The organism is Serpentinimonas sp. SMBJO2 (assembly GCF_056341105.1).
In genome coordinates this window covers 961,515-979,334 of record NZ_CP150628.1, presented here as the reverse complement: position 1 = coordinate 979,334, position 17,820 = coordinate 961,515, and the positions used below count along the sequence as shown (strand labels likewise).

Here is a 17,820-nt window from a genome sequence, read left to right as displayed (position 1 = left end):
AAATTAAAACTGGATGCGGACTGCTGCGTTGATGGTGCGACCTGCTTCAGGGTATATTCCACTGGGGTTGCCGTCAGCGGCGCAATCAATGGCTTGCGTGAAATAACGGCGGTCAAACAGGTTGTTCACACCGAGCGACAACTCAGCAGATCGCACTTGCACGCTGTAGCGCACGTCTGCGGTGGTGTAGGAAGGTATGCGACATTCATTGGCAAAAGAGGGCGTTTGCGAGCTGACCCAGTTCAATCCCGCACTCAAGCGGTGGCCTTCAACCGGCTGCCAGTCGGCCCGCAATGCGAGTGTGCTGCTTGGAACCCAGGGTATGTCGCGCCCCGCGTAAGGGCCAGACCGGAAAGTGGATTCTCGAAAACCCATGCGCACACCCAAATTCAGAGCATCTGTGACAGCCCAATCGGCATCAGCCTCTATGCCCCTGCGCAGGGTTGGGTCGAAATTAACGTTTGCGCCTCTACCGTTCCATGAAAAAGGATTGGGGAAATTTGGATCCAATCCAATTTCATTCGTCAACCTGCTTTGGTAGGCGCGCACTTCAAAGCGGTACGTTGCTGCACTCCAGCGCCAGCCCGCTTCGATATCCCGGGATTCTTGAGGCCTCAGGACAATACCGGGCGGCATGAAGTTGAGTTCGTCCACATTCGCCAGACGAAAGCTCGTTCCTGCTCGAACCCAAACCATTTGACCCTGCGCCAGAGGTTGGGCCAAACCCAACTCCCATGCATTCAGCCGGTCGTTCAGCGCAACCGAAGCTGTGCTTTTGTTGAGCTTCTCAGTTCGAGCGCCCACAGAAAGCCGCGTACCCGTGGCCCAGGTGTAATCGTTTTTCACATACCATGCTTCACTTTTGTGGCGCGATGGAGTCCCGTTGCGAGGCAATCGATTCCAACGATTCTCGTCATAGCCCAACACGAATACGTTGGTGCCAGAGCCAAGGCTTGCGCTGTGACGCCCTCGAAGTCCGAACGTATCGGCATCAACATCCGTTACCATTGGCCAGCTCGTGAAAAATTGAACAGTCTGATTGCGACTGCCTGCATCAAACCCAAGCTGCCAAGCACCCGCAAACCATTCTCCGAACACCCCGCTGCGCTCATTACGAACGGCAGCCGATTCATTCGGTGTAATGGTTTGGCGTGGATTGCTCAGAAACTGCTGAAAAGTCAATGGCCCGGGCAAGCGTGTATCCAGCGTATCGCGCCCATGCCGCAGCCCTAAGCGCACCGAATCGCCCGCCCACTGCGCGACCAAGTCCAAGCCTTCAGTACTCGATTGAAAATTGTCCCGGTGGTTGTCGCTGCGCCGCTCTTGGCCTGCCACGTCGAGCGAAAAACCGCCGGCCGCCAAGGTAGCGCTGGCGCGCAGCACTTGCGTGTCGTACGTGCCGACGCTGGCGAAAAGGGAAGCCGAGTTTTGCCGCTCACGGCCCATGCCAGCCTTGGTGGTGATCACAATCACCCCACCGGTGGCACCTTCGCCATACAAGACTGCGCCGCTGCCGCGCAGCACCTCGATGCGCTCCACCGTGTCAATGTTGATGCCTGCCAAGCGGGCTTGTGACATATCGGCCTCGTTCAGCCGAACGCCGTCAAGCACGATCACCTGATTGGAGCCTGCAGTTTCACCAAAGCCGCGCAAGTCAAGGTCAAAGTTGCCACCACCGAGAAAATCCTGCCGCCCTGGCACCCCCAGGAGCCGCATGATGGCCTCGTTCACGGTCGTGACGCCCGACACCCTGATTTGTTCTGCCGTGATGACGCTGACCCCCATGGGCAAACTGGCCAAGGTTTCGGGAAAGCGCGTTGCAGTTACCACGAGCTCGGGCAAGGCCGTGCTACCACTGGCAGCCGCAGCCGCCGCCGCAGCAGCAGGCGTTTGCGCCCAGGCAACAGGAACGCACAATGCACCTGCCAGGCCCAGAATAGCCGCAGGCAAAGCCGCCACGGGGGCGCGCTCAAGGGAATTTTTCATGATTGAAACCAAGCATCGAATTGCCCGCACCGCCTTCCCCGACCGTGCCTTGGGCGCAACGGCCACCCGCACCATGCGCCCAAGCGCGCGGGGCGGGCAACCACCTCGTTGGCCGGTATCCGGGCTGGTGGATGCGACCGGCGCCGCCTTCCCGGACGGCCCTTGGTGCGAGCACCAGGCAGTCCAGTGGCTTTTGGAGACGCGCAGCGAAGCCGCCCCGTGTCTGCGGGCGGCTCGTCCACTTACCGTTGCGGGGGCAGCTCAGGTTAGGCCCGTGCGCTCGATGCGCCCAGGGCCCTCCTGCTTCCCGTTTAACCGCCACACCAGAACTGGCGCGGCAAGCACCAACGGGGCAGATTGTAACGGCCTGTGTCCGCCGCAGACTGGGTGCCGCAGGTTGGTGCCCACCCTCGCCCCGGCGCAGCCTACAATGCGCACTGTATGCCTGCACAGACCCCCATCGACCAGATTTCTGAGCGCGTCAACCGCTTGCTGGTGCGCCACGAGGAACTGCTGCGCGCCAACCAGTTGTTGCAGCAGCAAGTCGAGGCGCTGCGCCAGGAGCGCGACTTGCTGCGCCTGCAAAGCCACGCCGTGCGGCAACGGCTCGATGCGCTGATCGAGCAACTGCCCATCGAGTCAGACGACAGCCGTCCATGAATCAGCCTGCCATCAAGCAAATCGAAGTCCAGATCATGGCCCAGACCTACCTGCTGGCGTGCCCGGCCGATGGCGAGGCGGCCCTGCGCGAGGCGGTGGCCAAGGTCGATCACGCCATGTGCCGCATCCGCGACGCCGGCAAGGTAAAGGCGCGCGACCGCATCGCCGTGCTGGCGGCACTCAACATCGCCTATGAGCTGCATCAAAAAGAACCCGGCGGCTTTCGCAACACCTCTTTTGGCCAGACCGAATCGGGCGACTGGCCAGAGCCCCTGCCCGAAAACCGCCTGCAGCAGCTGATCGAGCGCCTCGATCAGGCACTGGCCCAAGACGGGCGGCTGCTTTGAGCGCTGAGGCTCAAAAATCCTTGGTTGCTCCGGTTTTTGCGTCTAGAATGGAGCCGTCTGCCACCGTTGCCGGGTTCTATATTTCCTTGAACCAATGCTCTCTGAGCCCGGGCTAGGTACATTGTGCAGTGGGTGTGATCGTCTCGCGTCAGATGAACCCGAAGCTGCTCTGCCCTTGCCCACCTGAACCCCACCGTTCAGGATGCGGGTCCGGTCCGGTGGCAGACGCCTTCCACTGCGGGCGCACGCCACCTCGCGCCTGAACCTCCCCCCTTTTGCTCCCTCCCCCTTGTCTTTCCTGGCCGTGCTCGACCCGCTTTTGGTGCTGCAACTGCTGCTGCTGGGCCTGTGCGGGGGATTTTTGGCCGGGCTGCTGGGCATAGGCGGCGGCATGGTGCTGGTGCCCTTTCTCACGGTCATCGTGGCCAACCAGGGCGTCGCTGCAGACCTGGCCGTGAAGATGGCGATTGCCACCGGCATGGCCACCATCGTCTTCACTTCGCTCTCGAGCGTGCGGGCGCACCACCTGCGCGGGGCGGTGCGCTGGGACATCTGGCGCCGCTTCGTGCCCGGCATCGTGCTGGGTGCGGCGCTGGCCAGCCTGGGCGTTTTTGCCGCGCTCAACGGCCAGACCCTGGCCTTGGTTTTTGCGCTGTTCGTGGCTTTTTCAGCCACCCAGATGTGGCTGGACAAAAAACCCGCCGCCAGCCGCACCCTGCCCGGCCCGGCGGGCCAGCTGGCCGCAGGGGGCGGCATCGGCTTTGTCTCGGGTTTGGTGGGTGCCGGTGGCGGCTTCATCAGCGTGCCGCTGCTGGTCTGGTGCAACGTGGCCATGCACCAAGCGGTGGCCACCAGCGCCGCGCTGGGCTTTCCGATCGCGCTGGCCAATTCCGTCGGTTATGTGCTGGCCGGGCACAACACGCCGGGTCTGCCCGCGGCGTCGCTGGGCTATATCTTTCTGCCGGCGCTGCTGGTGATCGCCTTGGCCAGCGTGCTCGGCGCCCCGCTGGGGGCGCGGGCGGCGCATGCGCTGCCGGTGCGGCCTCTCAAACGCCTGTTTGCCCTGGTGTTGTACGCGCTGGCGGCCTTTATGCTCCACCAAGGCCTCAGAGGCTGAGAAGCAAAAAGGGCCGCGGGTGCCGAATGACAAAAAAATTACCGCCGCAAGTCGATCCAAATACCCACTTTGGGTTTAGGATGCCAAGGCGCTGCGCTGGGCGTTATGCCGCCGCCGCAGCGAACCCCAACCCACAGAAGGAATCAACAAATGGCAACTGCGAAAAAAGCGCCTGCTGCGAAGGCTCCCACCCCCAAAGCACCCGCTGCCAAGGCCCCGGCCAAGGCCCCTGCGGCCAAAGCCCCCGCGGCCAAGGCTCCTGCGGCCAGCGCCCCGGCGGCAAAAGCCGCACCCAAGGCAGCCGCCAAGGCCAGTGCGCCGGCGGCCCCGGCGGCTCCTGCCAAGCGCACCCCCAATGCGGCCTTCATGAAACCCATGACCCCCAGCGCGGCTTTGGCGGCCGTGATCGGCAACAAGCCCATGCCGCGCACCGAAGTGACCAAAAAGGTCTGGGAATACATCAAAAAACACAACCTGCAGGACGCAGCCAACAAGCGCATGATCAACGCCGACGCCAAACTCAAGGTGATCTTCACCAAGCCGCAGGTGTCGATGTTCGAGATGACCAAGCTGATCAGCACGCAGCTGTCCTGAACACCGCTGCGTCTGGGGGCCCCGAAAGGGCGGCTCAGGCGGACGCGTCGTGGTGTTGCAGCGTCCAGCCCAGTTGGCTGTAATGGCGCCAGCGCAGGCGTGCCGCCTGCTTGAGCGCCTCATCTGCGGGCACGATCTCGATCAGGCGTTCAAAGCGCTCCACGTCGGGGGGCACCGGCGGTTGCAGATTGATCAGCAAGGGCCAGTCGCTGCTTTGCGCCACCAACTGCTCTGACAGCACCACGGGCGCGCGCTGCCACAGCCCAGCCTTTCCGGCTGCGCCGCCTTGGGCGGCCTCGCAGCGCCCATGGGCGATGAACTCGTCGGGGCTGAAGGTCCAGAGCGCGGCGTCGAGCTCGTGCGCCAGCGCGGGCGCGAGCAGCACCCACGTGCGCTGGCCGGCGTGGGAGGCCTTGCGCAGCAGCCGGCACAGGTAGGGCACGGGGGCCGCCACATTGAAGTGGAAAACCACCGTTTTCATGCCGCCGTGCTCGAGCGGTGAGGGCGCATTCAGCGCTTGCGCCCTTTGGCGCCGGCGGCCACCTTGGGCGCCGTCACCGGCTGGTCGTTGACCCTGCGCGCCGCCTCGTCGAGCAGGTACTGCACCAGCAGCGCCACCGGGCGCCCGGTGGCGCCCTTGGCGCTGCCCCCCTTCCAGGCCACGCCGGCGATGTCCAGATGCGCCCAGGCCTGCTCGGAAGCGACGAATTTTTGCAAAAACTTGGCCGCCGTGACCGAACCCGCCGGACGGCCGGCGATGTTGGCCATGTCGGCGAAGTTGGATTTCAACCCCTCTTCGTACTCCTCGTCGAGCGGCATGCGCCAGCACGGATCGAGCGCCGCCGCCCCCGCATCCTGCAGGGCCTGCGCCAGCTCGTCGCGGTTGCTGTACAGGCCGGCGCGCAGGTGGCCCAGCGCAATCACGCAGGCCCCGGTGAGGGTGGCGACGTCGATCAGGGCGCGCGGCTTGAAGCGCGCCGCGTAGGTGAGCGCGTCGCACAGGATCAACCGGCCCTCGGCGTCGGTGTTGAGGATCTCGATCGTCTGCCCGCTCAGGCTGCTGACCACGTCGCCCGGCTTGACGGCGCGGCCGTCGGGCATGTTCTCGCAGCACGGCACCAGACCGACCACGTTGAGCGCCGGCTGCAGCTCAGCCAGCGCGACGAAGCTGCCCAGCACGGCGGCGGCGCCGGCCATGTCGAACTTCATTTCGTCCATCTCGGCGCCGGGCTTGAGGCTGATGCCCCCGGTGTCGAAGGTGATGCCCTTGCCCACCAGCACCACCGGCGCGCTGGCCTTGGGCGCGCCCTGGTAGCGCAGCACGATGAAGCGCAGCGGCTCCTCGGAACCTTGGGCCACGGCCAGATAGGCGCCCATGCCCAGCTTGGCCACTTCCTTGGGACCCAGCACCTCGACCTGCAGGCGCTTGCCTTGTGCCAGCTGCTGCGCCGCCTCGGCCAGCAACCGAGGCGTGGCGTGGTTGGGGGGGCGGTTGGCCCACTCTTTGGCCCACTCCACGGCCTTGACGGTGGCCCGGGCTTGGGCAAAGGCGCTGCGCAAGGCGCTGGCGTCGCTCACCCCGACCAGCACGGTTTGCAGGCTGCGCGGCTGCGCCTTGGACGCAGACTTGGTGGTGGTGTAGCTGTAGCTGGCCTCGGCGCTGGCTTGGAGCAGCGCCGCCAGCGCCCCGGCACCCACCTCGCCGGCCCACAACAGCAAGCGCTTGGCGCCGCCGTGCTTGAGCGCCGCCAGCGCCGCCAGCACGGCCTTGCGCGTGGCGGCCGGGCCGCCGTCGCCGCTGCGCACCAGCGCCACCTTGCGCGCCTGCACCCCCGGCAGGCGGTGCGCCAGCAGCACGCTGCCCAGCGCCGGCTCGATGTCGGCCTGAGCCACGGCGGCACTGGCCCAGCGCGTCAGGGGGTCGTCTGAAGCCACCGAGCGCGCCGCGCCGCTGGCTGCGGCATTGGCGGGGTCGGCGGCATCGGGCCAGAGCACGACCAGCGCGTCGGCCTCCAAGGTGGCAGCTTGCGACAAATGCAGCGATTGCAGTTCAAAGTCCATAATCTAGGCTCACATGGTTTTTTGACGATGTTATTCCATTCTTCCCTGCGCCGTGAACTGGCGCGCAGTTTTGGCGCCACCTTGCTGGTGCTGCTGGTGATCGTCGTCACCATGCTGCTGATCCGCACCCTCGGCCAAGCCGACCAGGGGCGCATCAATCCGCAAGAGATTTTGCTGGTCCTGACCTACACCGTGGTCGGCCGGCTGCCGATCGTGCTCACCATCGCCTTGTTCATCGCCGTGGCCTCGACGCTCACGCGCATGCACCGCGAAAGCGAAATGGTGATCTGGCACTGCAGCGGCCAGGGTTTGGCGGCCTTGCTCAAGCCGGTGTTTCGCTTTGCCTGGCCGGTGCTGGCGGTGATCGCCCTGATGGTGCTGCTGATCTGGCCTTGGGCCAACCAGCAGGCCGAGCAGTTGCGCGACCGCTTTGCCCAGCGCGGCGAGCTCGAGCGCGTGCAAGCCGGGCAGTTCATCGAAAGCGCCGACGGGCGGCGCGTGTTCTTCATCGAACAAGACCCGCAACAACCCACACTGGCGCGCAACATTTTTGTCTCCAGCACCGACGCCGACGGCAGCCGCACCGTGCTCAGCGCCGGCAGCGGGCGCGTCGAGTGGCTCGGGTCGCAGCAGTGGCTGCACATCCACCACGGCCAGCGCCTGCTGTTTGACCAACCCGACCAACCCGGCCAAGTCCAAGTGAGCGAATTTGCCGCCTACCGCGTGCTCATCGACGCGCCGGCGCTGCCCATGGGCGTGGCGCAAGGGCTCAAGTCACGCCCCACCTGGGTGCTGGTGGCCGAACCCACACCGGCCAACCAGGGCGAGCTGGCGTGGCGGCTGGGGTTGGCGCTGGCCGCGGTCAATTTTGTGCTCATGGCGCTGGCGCTGGCCGCCAGCAACCCGCGCGCCCACAAAAGCGGCAACGTGTTGCTGTTGCTGTTTGGCTTCATTTTTTACTACAACCTCATGACCATGGGCCAGCGCTGGATCGGCACCGGCGAGGTCTCCGCCCTGGCCTTTGTGCTGGCCTTGCATGGCGGCACCGGTCTGGCCTGCGCGCTCTGGCTGGCCAAACGCCATTGGGGCTGGGAGCTGAACGCGGCGCGGCTGTGGCGGCGTGGAGCCCCGGCATGAAGACCATGCGCAAACTGATCTACGGCGAGCTGCTGTGGGCGATCGGCTTCGTGGCGCTGGCTTTTTTGGCGCTGTTCGCCTTCTTTGACCTGATCGAGGAACTGCCTGCGCTGGGCCAGCGCTCGCCCTTCGATCCGGCGCTCGAATACGGCCTGTGGCAAGCCCTGCTCTACGTGGCGTTGCTGCTGCCCAGCCACCTCTACGAGCTGCTGCCGATCGCGGTGCTGATCGGCGCGGTGTTCGGTTTGGTGCGGCTGGCGCAATCGTCCGAGTTCACCATCTTGCGCACCAGCGGCCTCGGGCCCGGCTTGGCTCTGCGCCAGATGCTGGTGCTGGGCGTGGCCTTTGCCGCCCTGACCTTTGTGCTGGGCGATTACGTCGCCCCCTGGAGCGACCGCCAGGCGCAACAGCTCAAAGCCACCTTCGAGGGCCAGATCCGCCTGGGGCAGACCGGCGCCTGGCTCAAGGAGCGCGGCGCGCAACGCCAGGTGTCGGTGAATGTGGCGGCGCTCGAAGGGCCCAACGATCTGCGTGGCGTGCGCCTGTTCGAGTTCGACGCCGGCGGCCGCATCACGCGCACCCTGAGCGCCACCCACGCCACCGTGGTGCCCGAGCGCGGGCTGTGGCAGCTGCACCAGGTGCAGTTGCACCAGTTCGACACCCAGGCCGACCCACCGCGCTTGCAGGTGCAGCAACTGCCCAGCCTCGATTGGCCCACCGGGCTCAGTGCCGACATGGTCTCGGTGGCTCTGCTGCGCCCGGATCGCATGAGCGCTTGGGGCCTGTACCAGTACATCGAACATCTGCAAGCCAACAACCAAGCCACACAGCGCTACGAGATCGAGCTCTGGCGCAAGCTGTTTTTCCCCCTGAGCTGCGTGGTGATGGTGGTGCTGGCGCTGCCCTTTGCCTACCTGCACTTTCGCTCCAAAGGGCTGGCGGCTTATGTGTTTATCGGCGTCATGCTAGGCTTGAGCTTCGTCCTGCTGAGCAATATGTTTGTCTATATCGGCAACTTGCTGGCCTGGCGGCCGTGGCTGGCAGCGGCCGCGCCGGCCTTGCTGTATTCGGTGGCCTCGCTTGGGGCTTTTGGTTGGCTGGTGCTGCGCCGTTAGCGCCCGAGGCCGCATGCAAAGGAGCATTGGATTATGTTGGCTGTGATCGTATTGGCGCATGGTTCGCGCGACCCGCAGTGGTTTGGACCGGTCGAAGCCGTGGCCCAGGCCGTGTCCGCGCGCCTGCCGGCGGCGCAGGTGAGCTGCGCCTACCTCGAGCTGTGCGCGCCCACGCTGCCCGAGGCCGCCGCGCGCCTGGTCGCCGAGGGTGCCACCCGGCTGCGCGTGCTGCCGCTGTTTTTTGGCTTGGGCAAACACGCACGGCAAGACATGCCCCTGCTGGCCCAAGAGCTGCAGCAGGCACACCCGCAGGTGCGTTTCGAGTGGCTGCCCACGCCCACCGAGCAGCCTAGCCTGCTGGCGCTGCTGGCCGAATTGGCCGTGGCAGAATCGCCACCATGAATCTGCACCAGTTCCGCTTCGTACTCGAGGCGGTGCGCCGCAACCTCAACCTGACCGAAGCCGCCAAGGCGCTGCACACCTCACAGCCGGGGGTCTCCAAAGCCATCCTCGAACTCGAGGACGAGTTGGGGATCGACATCTTTGCCCGCCACGGCAAGCGCATCCGGCGCGTCACCGAACCTGGGCAGGAGGTGTTGCGCAGCATTGAAATCATCCTGCGCGAGGTCAACAACCTCAAGCGCATCGGGGCCCAGTTTGCGACCCAGGACAGCGGCACGCTCAGCATCGCCGCCACCCACACCCAGGCGCGCTACGTGCTGCCGGCGGCGGTGGCCAAGCTGCGCCACGCCTACCCCAAGGTGTCCATCAGCCTGCACCAGGGCTCGCCCGAGCAGGTGGCGCGCATGCTGCTCGACGACCTGGCCGACATCGGCATCGCCACCGAGGCCCTGAGCGAACACCCCGAACTCATCACCCTGCCCTGTTACGACTGGCAGCACGCGCTGGTGCTGCCCACCGGCCACCCGCTGCAAGAGCGCGAGCGCATCGCGCTCGAAGACCTGGCGCAGGTGCCGCTGATCACCTACCACCCCTCCTACACCGGCCGCAGCCGCATCGACCAGGCGTTTGCGCAGCGCCAGCTCAAACCCCACATCGTGCTCGACGCCATCGACTCCGACGTCATCAAGACCTACGTCAAGCTCGGGCTGGGCGTGGGCATCGTGGCCGAAATGGCCATGCAGGGCGACGAGCGCAGCCCGGAACTGGTGTCGCGGCCGCTCGGCCACCTGTTTGGGCTCAACGTCAGCCGGGTGGCGTTCAAGCGCGGCGCCTACCTGCGCCTGTTCGTGCTGCGTTTTGCCGAATTCTTGAGCGAGCGCCTGTCGCGCGAGCTCATCCACAAGGCGATGCGCGGTGGCGGCACGGATTACGAGCTATGACGCACGCCCACACCCCAGCGGCCCACACCCCGGCCCACCCTTGCCTGCACACCCCCGCCGTGCGCAGCCGCCTGCCCCAGGTGGGCACGACCATCTTCAGCGTGATGTCGGCGCTGGCCACCGAGTGCCAGGCCGTCAACCTCGGACAGGGCTTCCCCGATTTCGCTTGCGACCCGCGCCTGCTGGACGCGGTCGAAGCGGCCCTGCGCGCCGGCCACAACCAGTACCCACCGATGCCCGGCGTGGCGGCGCTGCGGCAGGCGCTGGCGCACAAGACCGAAGCGCTGTACGGCCGCCGCTACGACCCGGACCACGAAATCACCGTCACCGCCGGAGCCACGCAAGCCATTTTCAGCGCCATTCTGGCCGTGGTGCAGCCGGGCGACGAGGTGATCGTGCTCGAGCCCTGCTACGACAGCTACGTGCCCAACATCGAGCTGGCGGGCGCGCTGCCGGTGCGGGTGCCGCTGGGCGCCGATTTCCGGCCCGACTTCGATGCCCTGGCCGCCGCCATCGGGCCGCGCACGCGCGCCTTGCTCATCAACAGCCCGCACAACCCCAGCGGCCGCGTGTGGCAGCAGGCTGACATGCTGCGCCTGCAGGCGCTGCTGGCCGGCACCGAGGTGATCTTGATCAGCGACGAGGTCTATGAGCACATGGTGTACGACGGCCAGCCGCACCAGAGCGCGGCGCGCTTTGCCGATCTGGCGGCGCGCGCGCTGGTGGTGAGCAGCTTTGGCAAGACCTTTCACGTCACCGGCTGGAAGGTGGGCAGCGTGCTGGCGCCGGCGCCGCTGATGGCCGAGTTTCGCAAGGTGCACCAGTTCAACGTGTTTACCGTCAACACGCCGATGCAGCACGCGCTGGCGGCGTACCTGCACGACCCAGCGCCCTACCTGCAACTGCCAGATTTTTATGCCGCCAAGCGCGATCGCTTTCGCGCTGGGCTGGCGCGCACGCGCTTTGGGCTCCTGCCCTGCGAGGGCAGCTACTTCCAGTGCGTCGATTACAGCGCGCTGGCCGTGCCCGAGCGCGATCTGGAGCCCGATGCCTTTTGCCGCTGGCTCACGCGCGCCGTCGGCGTGGCGGCGATCCCGCTGTCGGCCTTTTATGCCCAGCCGCCTGCGGGGCAGCGCCTGATTCGCTTTTGCTTTGCCAAGCAAGACGCCACCCTGGATGCGGCGCTGGCGCGGTTGGCATCCTTGTGAGTCCAAGCCCGCGCGCGCCCACCCCGGCTTGCCTGCAGGAATCAACCGCTTAGCTGCGCCCAGAGCTTGTCGAGCCGCTTGACGCTCACTGGCTGCGGCGTGCGCAGCTCTTGCGCAAACAGGCTCACGCGCAGCTCTTGCAGCAGCCAGCGCAGCTCGTCCAGGCGCGCATCGGGCACGCCCTTGCGCTCGGCCAGCAGGCGCGTGTAGCGCTGCTCCTGGGCGCGCACCGTGGCCATGTGTGCGGCGTCGCGCGCCGGGTCGGCGCGCAGCTTGTCGAGCCGCAGAAAGATTGCCTTCAGGTAGCGCGGCAGGTGCTGCAGCGCCGCCCACGGCGTCTCGGCCACGAAGCGCGGGCCCACCAGCTGTCCCAGCTGCTCGCGCACGTCGGCCAGTGGCTGGGCCTCGAACTTGCCCTCTTTGAGCTTGCGCACCACGGCGGCGTATTCGAGCAACACCGCCGCCGTCTGCCGCGCCACCTCGTGCGCAATCAACCCCAAGCGGCCGCGCCCTTGCTCCAGCCGCTGCTGGAATTCGGCGGCATTGCGCGGCCACGGCTCGACCATGAAGGCGCGCTCCAGCGCCACCTCGATGATCTGGCTGCGCAGCTCCTCGAGCGAGCCCAGCGCCATGTACGACACCGCCATCTGCTGCAGCCCGGGCAGGTTTTTTTCCAGCTGCTTGAGCGCTTCGCGCAGCTGCAGCGCAAACAGGCGCCGCAGCCCGGCGCGGTGCTTGCGCGCCGCCGTCTCGGGTTCGTCATAAACCGCCAGCGTGACGGCGTCGCCGGCATCGAGCAGCGCCGGAAAGCCGATCACGGTGTGTGCGCCGCTGGCCAGCTCCATCAGCTCGGGCCAGTCGCCAAAAGTCCAGGCGCGGTGGCGCTCGCTGGCGGCCTGAGGCGTGGGGGCGGTGGCGCTCGCTGGGGCGGTGGCCGGCTGGCCACGCTGCTTGGGTGCAGCGCCGTGCAGGTGAGCGGGCACGGCGGGCACGGCGGGCGCGGCGGGCACGGCCTGTGCAGCCTGGCTGGGCGGCAACCGGGCCGCTGCTGCGTCTGGGACGGCGTCAGCGGCCCCCATTGCCGCGCCCCGGCGCAGCGCCAATTGCAAGCCCGCCAGCGCCTGAAAGGCTCCGCGCGCCTGCGCGCCCAGCTCGGCTTTGAGTGCCGCCAGGCTGCGCCCTTGGCCCAGTTGGCGCCCGTGCTCGTCGAGCACGCGCAGGTGCATGAAGTGGTGCGCGGGCAGCTGGTCGAGCTTGAAGTCGCTGCGCTTGAGGTCGAGCCCGGTGCGCGCGCGCACCCGCGCCAGCAAGGCCTCGATCAGGCTGCCCTGGGCCCAGTGCTCGGGCTGACCGAGCTCGGCGGCCAGTTGCGCGGCGGTCTCGGGCAGCGGCAGCAGGCGCGCGCGCGGCTTTTGCGGCAGGCTCTTGAGCAAGGCGGCGATCTTGTCCTTCAGCATCCCTGGCACCAGCCACTCGCAGCGCTCCTCGCTGGCCTGGTTGAGCACGAACACAGGCAGCGCCACGCTCAGGCCGTCGCGCGCATCGCCCGGCTGGTGCAGGTAGCTGGCGCTGCATTCGGTGCCACCCAGCGCCAGCGTGGGCGGGAAAGCCACGCTGGTCACGCCTGCGGCCTGATGCCGCATCAGTTCCTCGCGCTTGAGGCGCAGCAGCTCGGGTTGATGGCGCACCTGGGCGCGGTACCAGCGCTCGAGCTCGGTGCCGCTGCTCAGGTCGGGCGGCAACTGGCTGTCGTAAAAGGCGTAGATCAGCTCCTCATCGACCAGCACGTCTTGGCGGCGCGATTTGTGCTCCAACGCCTGCACCTGCGCCAGCACCTGCCGGTTGGCGGCCAGAAAAGGCAGGCGGCGCTCGAACTCGGGCGGCCAGACGTCATCTTGCAAAGCCGCCACCAGCGCCTGGCGGATGAAGAGCGCGCGTGCGCCGGCCGGATCGACGCGCGCGTAATCGACGCGGCGCTGGCTGTAGATCAGCAAACCATACAGGGTGGCGCGCTCAGAGGCCACCACGCGGGCGGCGTTTTTCTCCCAGCGCGGATCGAGCACCTGCTTGCTCAGCAAATGCGCGCCCACCTGCTCCAGCCACTGTGGCTCGATGGCCGCGATGCCGCGGCCAAACAGGCGCGTGGTCTCGACCAGTTCGGCGCAAACGATCCAGCGCCCCGGTTTCTTGCTCAGGCGCGCCCCCGGATGCGGGTAAAAACGGATGCCGCGCGCGCCCTGGTAGTGCGCCTCGCTCTCGTGCTTGCAGCCCACGTGCCCGAGCAGGCCCGCCAGCAGGGACAGATGCAGTTGCTCGCTGCTGGCCGGCGCGCTGTTGAGCTTCCAGCCGTGCTCGGCCACCACGGTGTGCAACTGGCTGTGGATGTCGCGCCATTCGCGCACCCGGCGCACGTTCAGGTAGTGCTGGCGCAGCAGCGCCTCGTACTGGCGCTGGCTGGGCTTGTGCTGCGCCGGTGGCTGCAGCCCCGGCTGCCCCGGCTGCCCGGCCCTTGCCGTTTGGGTGGCTGGGCGCGCACCCGCACCCGCGCCTGCACTCACTCCTTCGACCACCGCACCCACAATGGGCTTGCCGCTGCGCGCCTGCTCCAGCCAGCGCCAGAGCTTGAGGTAGCCCACGAACTCGCTCTTGTCGTCGTCAAACGGCGCCTGCGCCCGATCGGCCTGCGCCTGCGCCTGCAGTGGGCGCTCGCGCACGTCCTGCACCGTGAGCGCGCTGGCCAGCACCAGCACCTCGTCGAGTGCGTGCCGCTCGCGCGCCTCCAGGATCATGCGCCCCAGGCGCGGATCGAGCGGCAGGCGTGCCAGTTCGCTGCCCAGCGCGGTGAGCTGCTGGGCGGGGTCGAGCGCGCCCAGCTCCTGCAGCAGCTGGTAGCCGTCGCTGATGGCGCGCTGCGAGGGGGCCTCGAGAAAGGGAAAATCCTCCACCGCCCCGAGGCGCAGCGACTTCATGCGCAGAATCACCGCCGCCAGCGAGGAGCGCAAAATCTCCGGGTCGCTGAAGCGCGGCCGCGCCTGGTGCTCGGCCTCGTCGTAGAGGCGGATGCAGACGCCGTCGGCGACACGGCCGCAGCGCCCGGCGCGCTGGTCGGCGGCCGCCTGGCTGATGGGCTCGACCAGCAACTGCTCGACCTTGCTGCGCAGGCTGTAGCGCTTGACGCGCGCGCGCCCCGAATCGATGACATAGCGGATGCCGGGCACGGTCAGCGAGGTTTCGGCGACGTTGGTCGCCAGCACGATGCGCCGCGCCCCGCTGGGCCTGAAAATTCGCTCCTGCTCGGCCTGGCTCAGGCGCGCATACAGCGGCAGCACCTCGGTGTCGCGCAGCACCGGCTGCTGGCTCAGGTGCTGACGCAAGTGGTCGGCGCACTCGCGGATCTCGCGCTCGCCGGGCAAGAACACCAGCACATCGCCAGACCCGGCGCCGCCGCGCCAGAGCTCATCGACGGCGTCGGCAATCGCTTCGTTGAGGCCGTAGTCGCGGCTGTCCTCGAAGGGGCGGTAACGCAGCTCGACCGCGTAGCTGCGCCCGGCCACGTTGAGCACCGGCGCCGGCCCTTGGGCCGAGGCGAAATGCTGCGCAAAGCGCGCGGCGTCGATGGTGGCCGAGGTGATGACCACTTTCAGATCGGGCCGCCGTGGCAGGATTTGCCGCAGGTAGCCGAGCAGAAAGTCGATGTTCAGGCTGCGCTCGTGCGCCTCGTCGATGATCAGCGTGTCGTAGGCCTGCAGCAGCGGGTCGGTCTGGGTTTCGGCGAGCAAAATGCCGTCGGTCATGAGCTTGATCGAGGCCTTGGGGCTGAGCCGATCCTGGAAGCGCACCTTGTAGCCCACCACCTCGCCCAGCGCCGTGCCGAGCTCGTGCGCAATGCGGCTGGCCACCGAACTGGCCGCGATGCGGCGCGGCTGCGTGTGCCCGATCAGGCGCCCACGCTCGCCCGGGCGGGCGTGCAGGCGGCCGCGCCCCATGCTGAGCGCGATTTTGGGCAACTGGGTGGTTTTGCCCGAGCCGGTCTCGCCGCACACCACGATCACCTGGTGCGCGCGCAAGGCGGCTTCGATTGCCTGGCGCTGGGCGCTCACAGGCAGGGAGTCGGGAAATTCGATGATCAAGGCGCGGGCGGCGGACAGACCGTACTGGGGCAACGTGGGGCTGTGCGATTATCCGGGATTGCCCCAGCCACGGCGCGCTTGCGGCCAGCCAGGGCCAGACCAGCGCCCAGGCTGCGCCCCCCAGTCTGGCGTATGCTTGCTGCCTGTCCGCCCACCCAAGCCCCTGAGTTTCCAGCCCCAGCCCCATAGCCGCCCATGTCCACGGTCTTCAACTTCACCTTCGTGCCCTGGTTTCGCTCGGTGGCGCCCTACATCCACAAGTTTCGCAACCAGACCTTCGTCGTCGGTGTGGCCGGCGAGGCCATTGCGGCCGGCAAGCTGCCCAATCTGGCCCAAGACCTGGCGCTGATCCAGAGCATGGGCGTGCGCGTGGTGCTGGTGCATGGCTTCAGGCCGCAGGTCAACGAGCAGTTGCGCACCAAGGGGCACCCGGCGCGCAGCCACCAAGGCACGCGCATCACCGACGAAGTGGCGCTGGACTGCGCCCAGGAGGCCGCCGGCCAGTTGCGCTACGAGATCGAGGCCGCCTTCAGCCAGGGCCTGCCCAACACCCCCATGGCCGGGGCCACGGTGCGCGTGCTGTCGGGCAACTTCATCACCGCACGCCCGCTGGGCATCGTCGATGGCATCGACTTTCAGCATTCTGGGCGGGTGCGACGCGTTGATGTGGCGGGGCTGATGCGCACGCTCGACATGGGCGCCATGGTGCTGCTCTCGCCCTTTGGCTTTTCGCCCACCGGCGAGGCCTTCAACCTGAACATGGAAGAGGTCGCCACCAGCGTGGCCATCGCCTTGCAGGCCGACAAACTGATTTTTGTCACCGAGGTGCCGGGCATCCGCGTGCAGCCGCACCAGCCGCCCAGCGACGACAACCCGATCGACACCGAGCTGCCGCTGGCCCAAGCCGAGCAGCTGCTGGCCGAGCTGCCACCGAGCCAGCTGCCCACCGACCCCGGCTTTTATTTGCAGCACTGCGTCGCGGCCTGCAAGGGCGGCGTCGAGCGCAGCCACATCATCCCCTTTGCCGTCGATGGCGCGCTGCTGCTCGAGGTCTATGTGCACGACGGCATCGGCACCATGGTGGTCGATGAAAAGCTCGAAAACCTGCGCGAAGCCAACGCCGACGACGTGGGCGGCATTTTGCAACTGATCGAGCCCTTCGAGAAAGACGGCACCCTGGTCAAGCGCAACCGCACCGAAATCGAGCGCGACATCGCCAACTACACCCTGATCGAGCACGACGGCGTGATCTTCGGCTGCGCCGCGCTCTACCCCTACCCCGAGGCCAAGACCGCCGAAATGGCCGCGCTCACCGTTTCACCGCACTCGCAAGGCCAGGGCGACGGCGAAAAACTGCTCAAGCGCATCGAGCAACGCGCGCGCCTGATGGGCCTCGAGAGCCTGTTCGTGCTCACCACGCGCACCATGCACTGGTTCATCAAGCGCGGCTTTGCGCCCGTGGATGCCGACTGGCTGCCCGAAGCGCGCAAGCGCAAGTACAACTGGGACCGGCGCAGCCGGGTGCTGGTGAAACGGCTTTGAACCGCTGCCCTGCGCCACAAGCGCAAAAAAACCGCCCAGCGTACGCGGGGCGGTTCATACTGGCACCTCCCGGGGAAGTGCCAAGCCAGCGGGCTCGGGATTAACGAGCTGGGGCAGCCGGAGCGGCTGGGGCAGCAGCGTCGGCAGGAGCAGCCGGAGCGGCAGCATCTGCAGGAGCGGCCGGGGCAGCAGCGTCGGCAGGAGCAGGAGCCGGTGCGGGCTCAGGAGCCGGTGCGGGGGCCGGAGCCGGGGCGGGGGCCGGAGCCGGGGCTTGCGGGCCGCAGGCGGTCAGGGCAACGGCGGCGAACAGGGCGGCGAGCAGGGCGGTGATTTTCATGGGGAGGTCATTCGAAAGGGTTGGGGTTTTGGGCGATTTTGGACGATACACAGGGTTATACAAGCAAACCCAGCGCTCGATCCACGGCGGCTACGACACCCGTAAAGACCCAAGTGTCTGCCACACACTGGGATCATAATTGACAGCCAGGCGCCGGGATAACCCTAGGTGGAAAAATTTTACTGAACCGAAGGGTTGTTGCAAAATAGCGACAACTTGGCCGCATTGGAGCCGGCCTTGCTA

General features: G+C 67.0%; 15 protein-coding genes and 1 riboswitch. Of the genes, 10 read left to right on the top strand and 5 right to left on the bottom strand.

Annotated features, from left to right (window positions below; genetic code table 11):
• Window positions 1-3: 3 nt before the first annotated feature.
• Window positions 4-1,986 carry a TonB-dependent receptor gene (locus tag AAAZ40_RS04405; protein WP_476661358.1) on the bottom strand — a complete coding sequence of 661 codons (1,983 nt, stop codon included), beginning with the start codon at window positions 1,984-1,986 and terminating at the stop codon, window positions 4-6.
• Between the two features lie 93 nt (window positions 1,987-2,079).
• Window positions 2,080-2,350, bottom strand: a riboswitch (cobalamin riboswitch).
• A 77-nt stretch (window positions 2,351-2,427) separates the two neighbouring features.
• Here AAAZ40_RS04405 and AAAZ40_RS04400 point away from each other — a divergent pair.
• The 4 genes from AAAZ40_RS04400 to AAAZ40_RS04385 all read left to right on the top strand — a co-directional run bounded on the left by AAAZ40_RS04400 (window position 2,428) and on the right by AAAZ40_RS04385 (window position 4,704).
• Window positions 2,428-2,646, top strand: coding sequence for a DUF904 domain-containing protein (locus tag AAAZ40_RS04400; protein ID WP_476661357.1), 219 nt, complete (start codon window positions 2,428-2,430; stop codon window positions 2,644-2,646).
• An 11-nt stretch (window positions 2,647-2,657) separates the two neighbouring features.
• Complete coding sequence (locus tag AAAZ40_RS04395) at window positions 2,658-2,993, top strand: cell division protein ZapA (protein ID WP_476661682.1); 336 nt, start codon at window positions 2,658-2,660, stop codon at window positions 2,991-2,993.
• 289 nt (window positions 2,994-3,282) lie between these two features.
• Window positions 3,283-4,110, top strand: coding sequence for a sulfite exporter TauE/SafE family protein (locus AAAZ40_RS04390; protein ID WP_476661356.1), 828 nt, complete (start codon window positions 3,283-3,285; stop codon window positions 4,108-4,110).
• A 150-nt stretch (window positions 4,111-4,260) separates the two neighbouring features.
• Entirely contained in the window at window positions 4,261-4,704 is a 444-nt protein-coding gene (locus tag AAAZ40_RS04385; RefSeq protein WP_476661355.1) for an SWIB/MDM2 domain-containing protein, read from the top strand.
• Window positions 4,705-4,738: 34 nt separating this feature from the next.
• Here AAAZ40_RS04385 and AAAZ40_RS04380 read toward each other — a convergent pair whose 3' ends face one another.
• The gene (locus tag AAAZ40_RS04380; RefSeq protein ID WP_476661354.1) at window positions 4,739-5,185 is read right to left on the bottom strand and encodes a DNA polymerase III subunit chi; all 447 of its coding nucleotides are present in this window, start codon (window positions 5,183-5,185) and stop codon (window positions 4,739-4,741) included.
• Between the two features lie 29 nt (window positions 5,186-5,214).
• Window positions 5,215-6,765, bottom strand: coding sequence for a leucyl aminopeptidase (locus AAAZ40_RS04375; RefSeq protein ID WP_476661353.1), 1,551 nt, complete (start codon window positions 6,763-6,765; stop codon window positions 5,215-5,217).
• A gap of 27 nt (window positions 6,766-6,792) precedes the next feature.
• Here AAAZ40_RS04375 and lptF point away from each other — a divergent pair, with 27 nt between their 5' ends.
• The 5 genes from lptF to AAAZ40_RS04350 are packed head-to-tail and all read left to right on the top strand — an operon-like array spanning window position 6,793 to window position 11,568.
• Window positions 6,793-7,902, top strand: coding sequence for an LPS export ABC transporter permease LptF (gene lptF, locus AAAZ40_RS04370; RefSeq protein ID WP_476661352.1), 1,110 nt, complete (start codon window positions 6,793-6,795; stop codon window positions 7,900-7,902).
• Window positions 7,899-9,017 carry an LPS export ABC transporter permease LptG gene (gene lptG, locus AAAZ40_RS04365; protein WP_476661351.1) on the top strand — a complete coding sequence of 373 codons (1,119 nt, stop codon included), beginning with the start codon at window positions 7,899-7,901 and terminating at the stop codon, window positions 9,015-9,017. The genes lptF and lptG overlap by 4 nt, the downstream gene beginning before the upstream one ends.
• Window positions 9,018-9,050: 33 nt before the next feature.
• Window positions 9,051-9,419 carry a sirohydrochlorin chelatase gene (locus AAAZ40_RS04360; RefSeq protein WP_476661350.1) on the top strand — a complete coding sequence of 123 codons (369 nt, stop codon included), beginning with the start codon at window positions 9,051-9,053 and terminating at the stop codon, window positions 9,417-9,419.
• Complete coding sequence (locus AAAZ40_RS04355; RefSeq protein WP_476661349.1) at window positions 9,416-10,360, top strand: CysB family HTH-type transcriptional regulator; 945 nt, start codon at window positions 9,416-9,418, stop codon at window positions 10,358-10,360. Before AAAZ40_RS04360 ends, AAAZ40_RS04355 begins: the two co-directional genes overlap by 4 nt.
• A complete protein-coding gene (locus AAAZ40_RS04350; protein ID WP_476661348.1) occupies window positions 10,357-11,568 on the top strand; it encodes a pyridoxal phosphate-dependent aminotransferase in 1,212 nt (403 codons plus the stop codon). Before AAAZ40_RS04355 ends, AAAZ40_RS04350 begins: the two co-directional genes overlap by 4 nt.
• Window positions 11,569-11,609: 41 nt before the next feature.
• On the opposite strand, the gene hrpA is transcribed toward AAAZ40_RS04350, so the two are convergent.
• Entirely contained in the window at window positions 11,610-15,695 is a 4,086-nt protein-coding gene (gene hrpA, locus AAAZ40_RS04345; RefSeq protein ID WP_476661681.1) for an ATP-dependent RNA helicase HrpA, read from the bottom strand.
• Window positions 15,696-15,893: 198 nt separating this feature from the next.
• On the opposite strand from hrpA, the gene argA reads away from it, so the two are divergent.
• A complete protein-coding gene (gene argA / locus AAAZ40_RS04340) occupies window positions 15,894-17,240 on the top strand; it encodes an amino-acid N-acetyltransferase (protein ID WP_476661347.1) in 1,347 nt (448 codons plus the stop codon).
• A 100-nt stretch (window positions 17,241-17,340) separates the two neighbouring features.
• On the opposite strand, the gene AAAZ40_RS04335 is transcribed toward argA, so the two are convergent.
• Complete coding sequence (locus AAAZ40_RS04335; RefSeq protein WP_476661346.1) at window positions 17,341-17,577, bottom strand: hypothetical protein; 237 nt, start codon at window positions 17,575-17,577, stop codon at window positions 17,341-17,343.
• Window positions 17,578-17,820 lie beyond the last annotated feature (243 nt).

What these genes read in the sequence shown, in the direction of transcription:
- AAAZ40_RS04360 (WP_476661350.1), top strand. Translation starts at nt 9,051, where the DNA reads ATGTTGGCTGTGATCGTATTGGCGCATGGTTCGCGCGACCCGCAGTGG.
- AAAZ40_RS04400 (WP_476661357.1), top strand. Translation starts at nt 2,428, where the DNA reads ATGCCTGCACAGACCCCCATCGACCAGATTTCTGAGCGCGTCAACCGC.
- AAAZ40_RS04405 (WP_476661358.1), bottom strand. Translation starts at nt 1,986, where the DNA reads ATGAAAAATTCCCTTGAGCGCGCCCCCGTGGCGGCTTTGCCTGCGGCT.
- AAAZ40_RS04380 (WP_476661354.1), bottom strand. Translation starts at nt 5,185, where the DNA reads ATGAAAACGGTGGTTTTCCACTTCAATGTGGCGGCCCCCGTGCCCTAC.
- AAAZ40_RS04350 (WP_476661348.1), top strand. Translation starts at nt 10,357, where the DNA reads ATGACGCACGCCCACACCCCAGCGGCCCACACCCCGGCCCACCCTTGC.
- AAAZ40_RS04355 (WP_476661349.1), top strand. Translation starts at nt 9,416, where the DNA reads ATGAATCTGCACCAGTTCCGCTTCGTACTCGAGGCGGTGCGCCGCAAC.
- AAAZ40_RS04385 (WP_476661355.1), top strand. Translation starts at nt 4,261, where the DNA reads ATGGCAACTGCGAAAAAAGCGCCTGCTGCGAAGGCTCCCACCCCCAAA.
- lptG (WP_476661351.1), top strand. Translation starts at nt 7,899, where the DNA reads ATGAAGACCATGCGCAAACTGATCTACGGCGAGCTGCTGTGGGCGATC.
- AAAZ40_RS04375 (WP_476661353.1), bottom strand. Translation starts at nt 6,765, where the DNA reads ATGGACTTTGAACTGCAATCGCTGCATTTGTCGCAAGCTGCCACCTTG.
- argA (WP_476661347.1), top strand. Translation starts at nt 15,894, where the DNA reads ATGTCCACGGTCTTCAACTTCACCTTCGTGCCCTGGTTTCGCTCGGTG.
- AAAZ40_RS04335 (WP_476661346.1), bottom strand. Translation starts at nt 17,577, where the DNA reads ATGAAAATCACCGCCCTGCTCGCCGCCCTGTTCGCCGCCGTTGCCCTG.
- lptF (WP_476661352.1), top strand. Translation starts at nt 6,793, where the DNA reads ATGTTATTCCATTCTTCCCTGCGCCGTGAACTGGCGCGCAGTTTTGGC.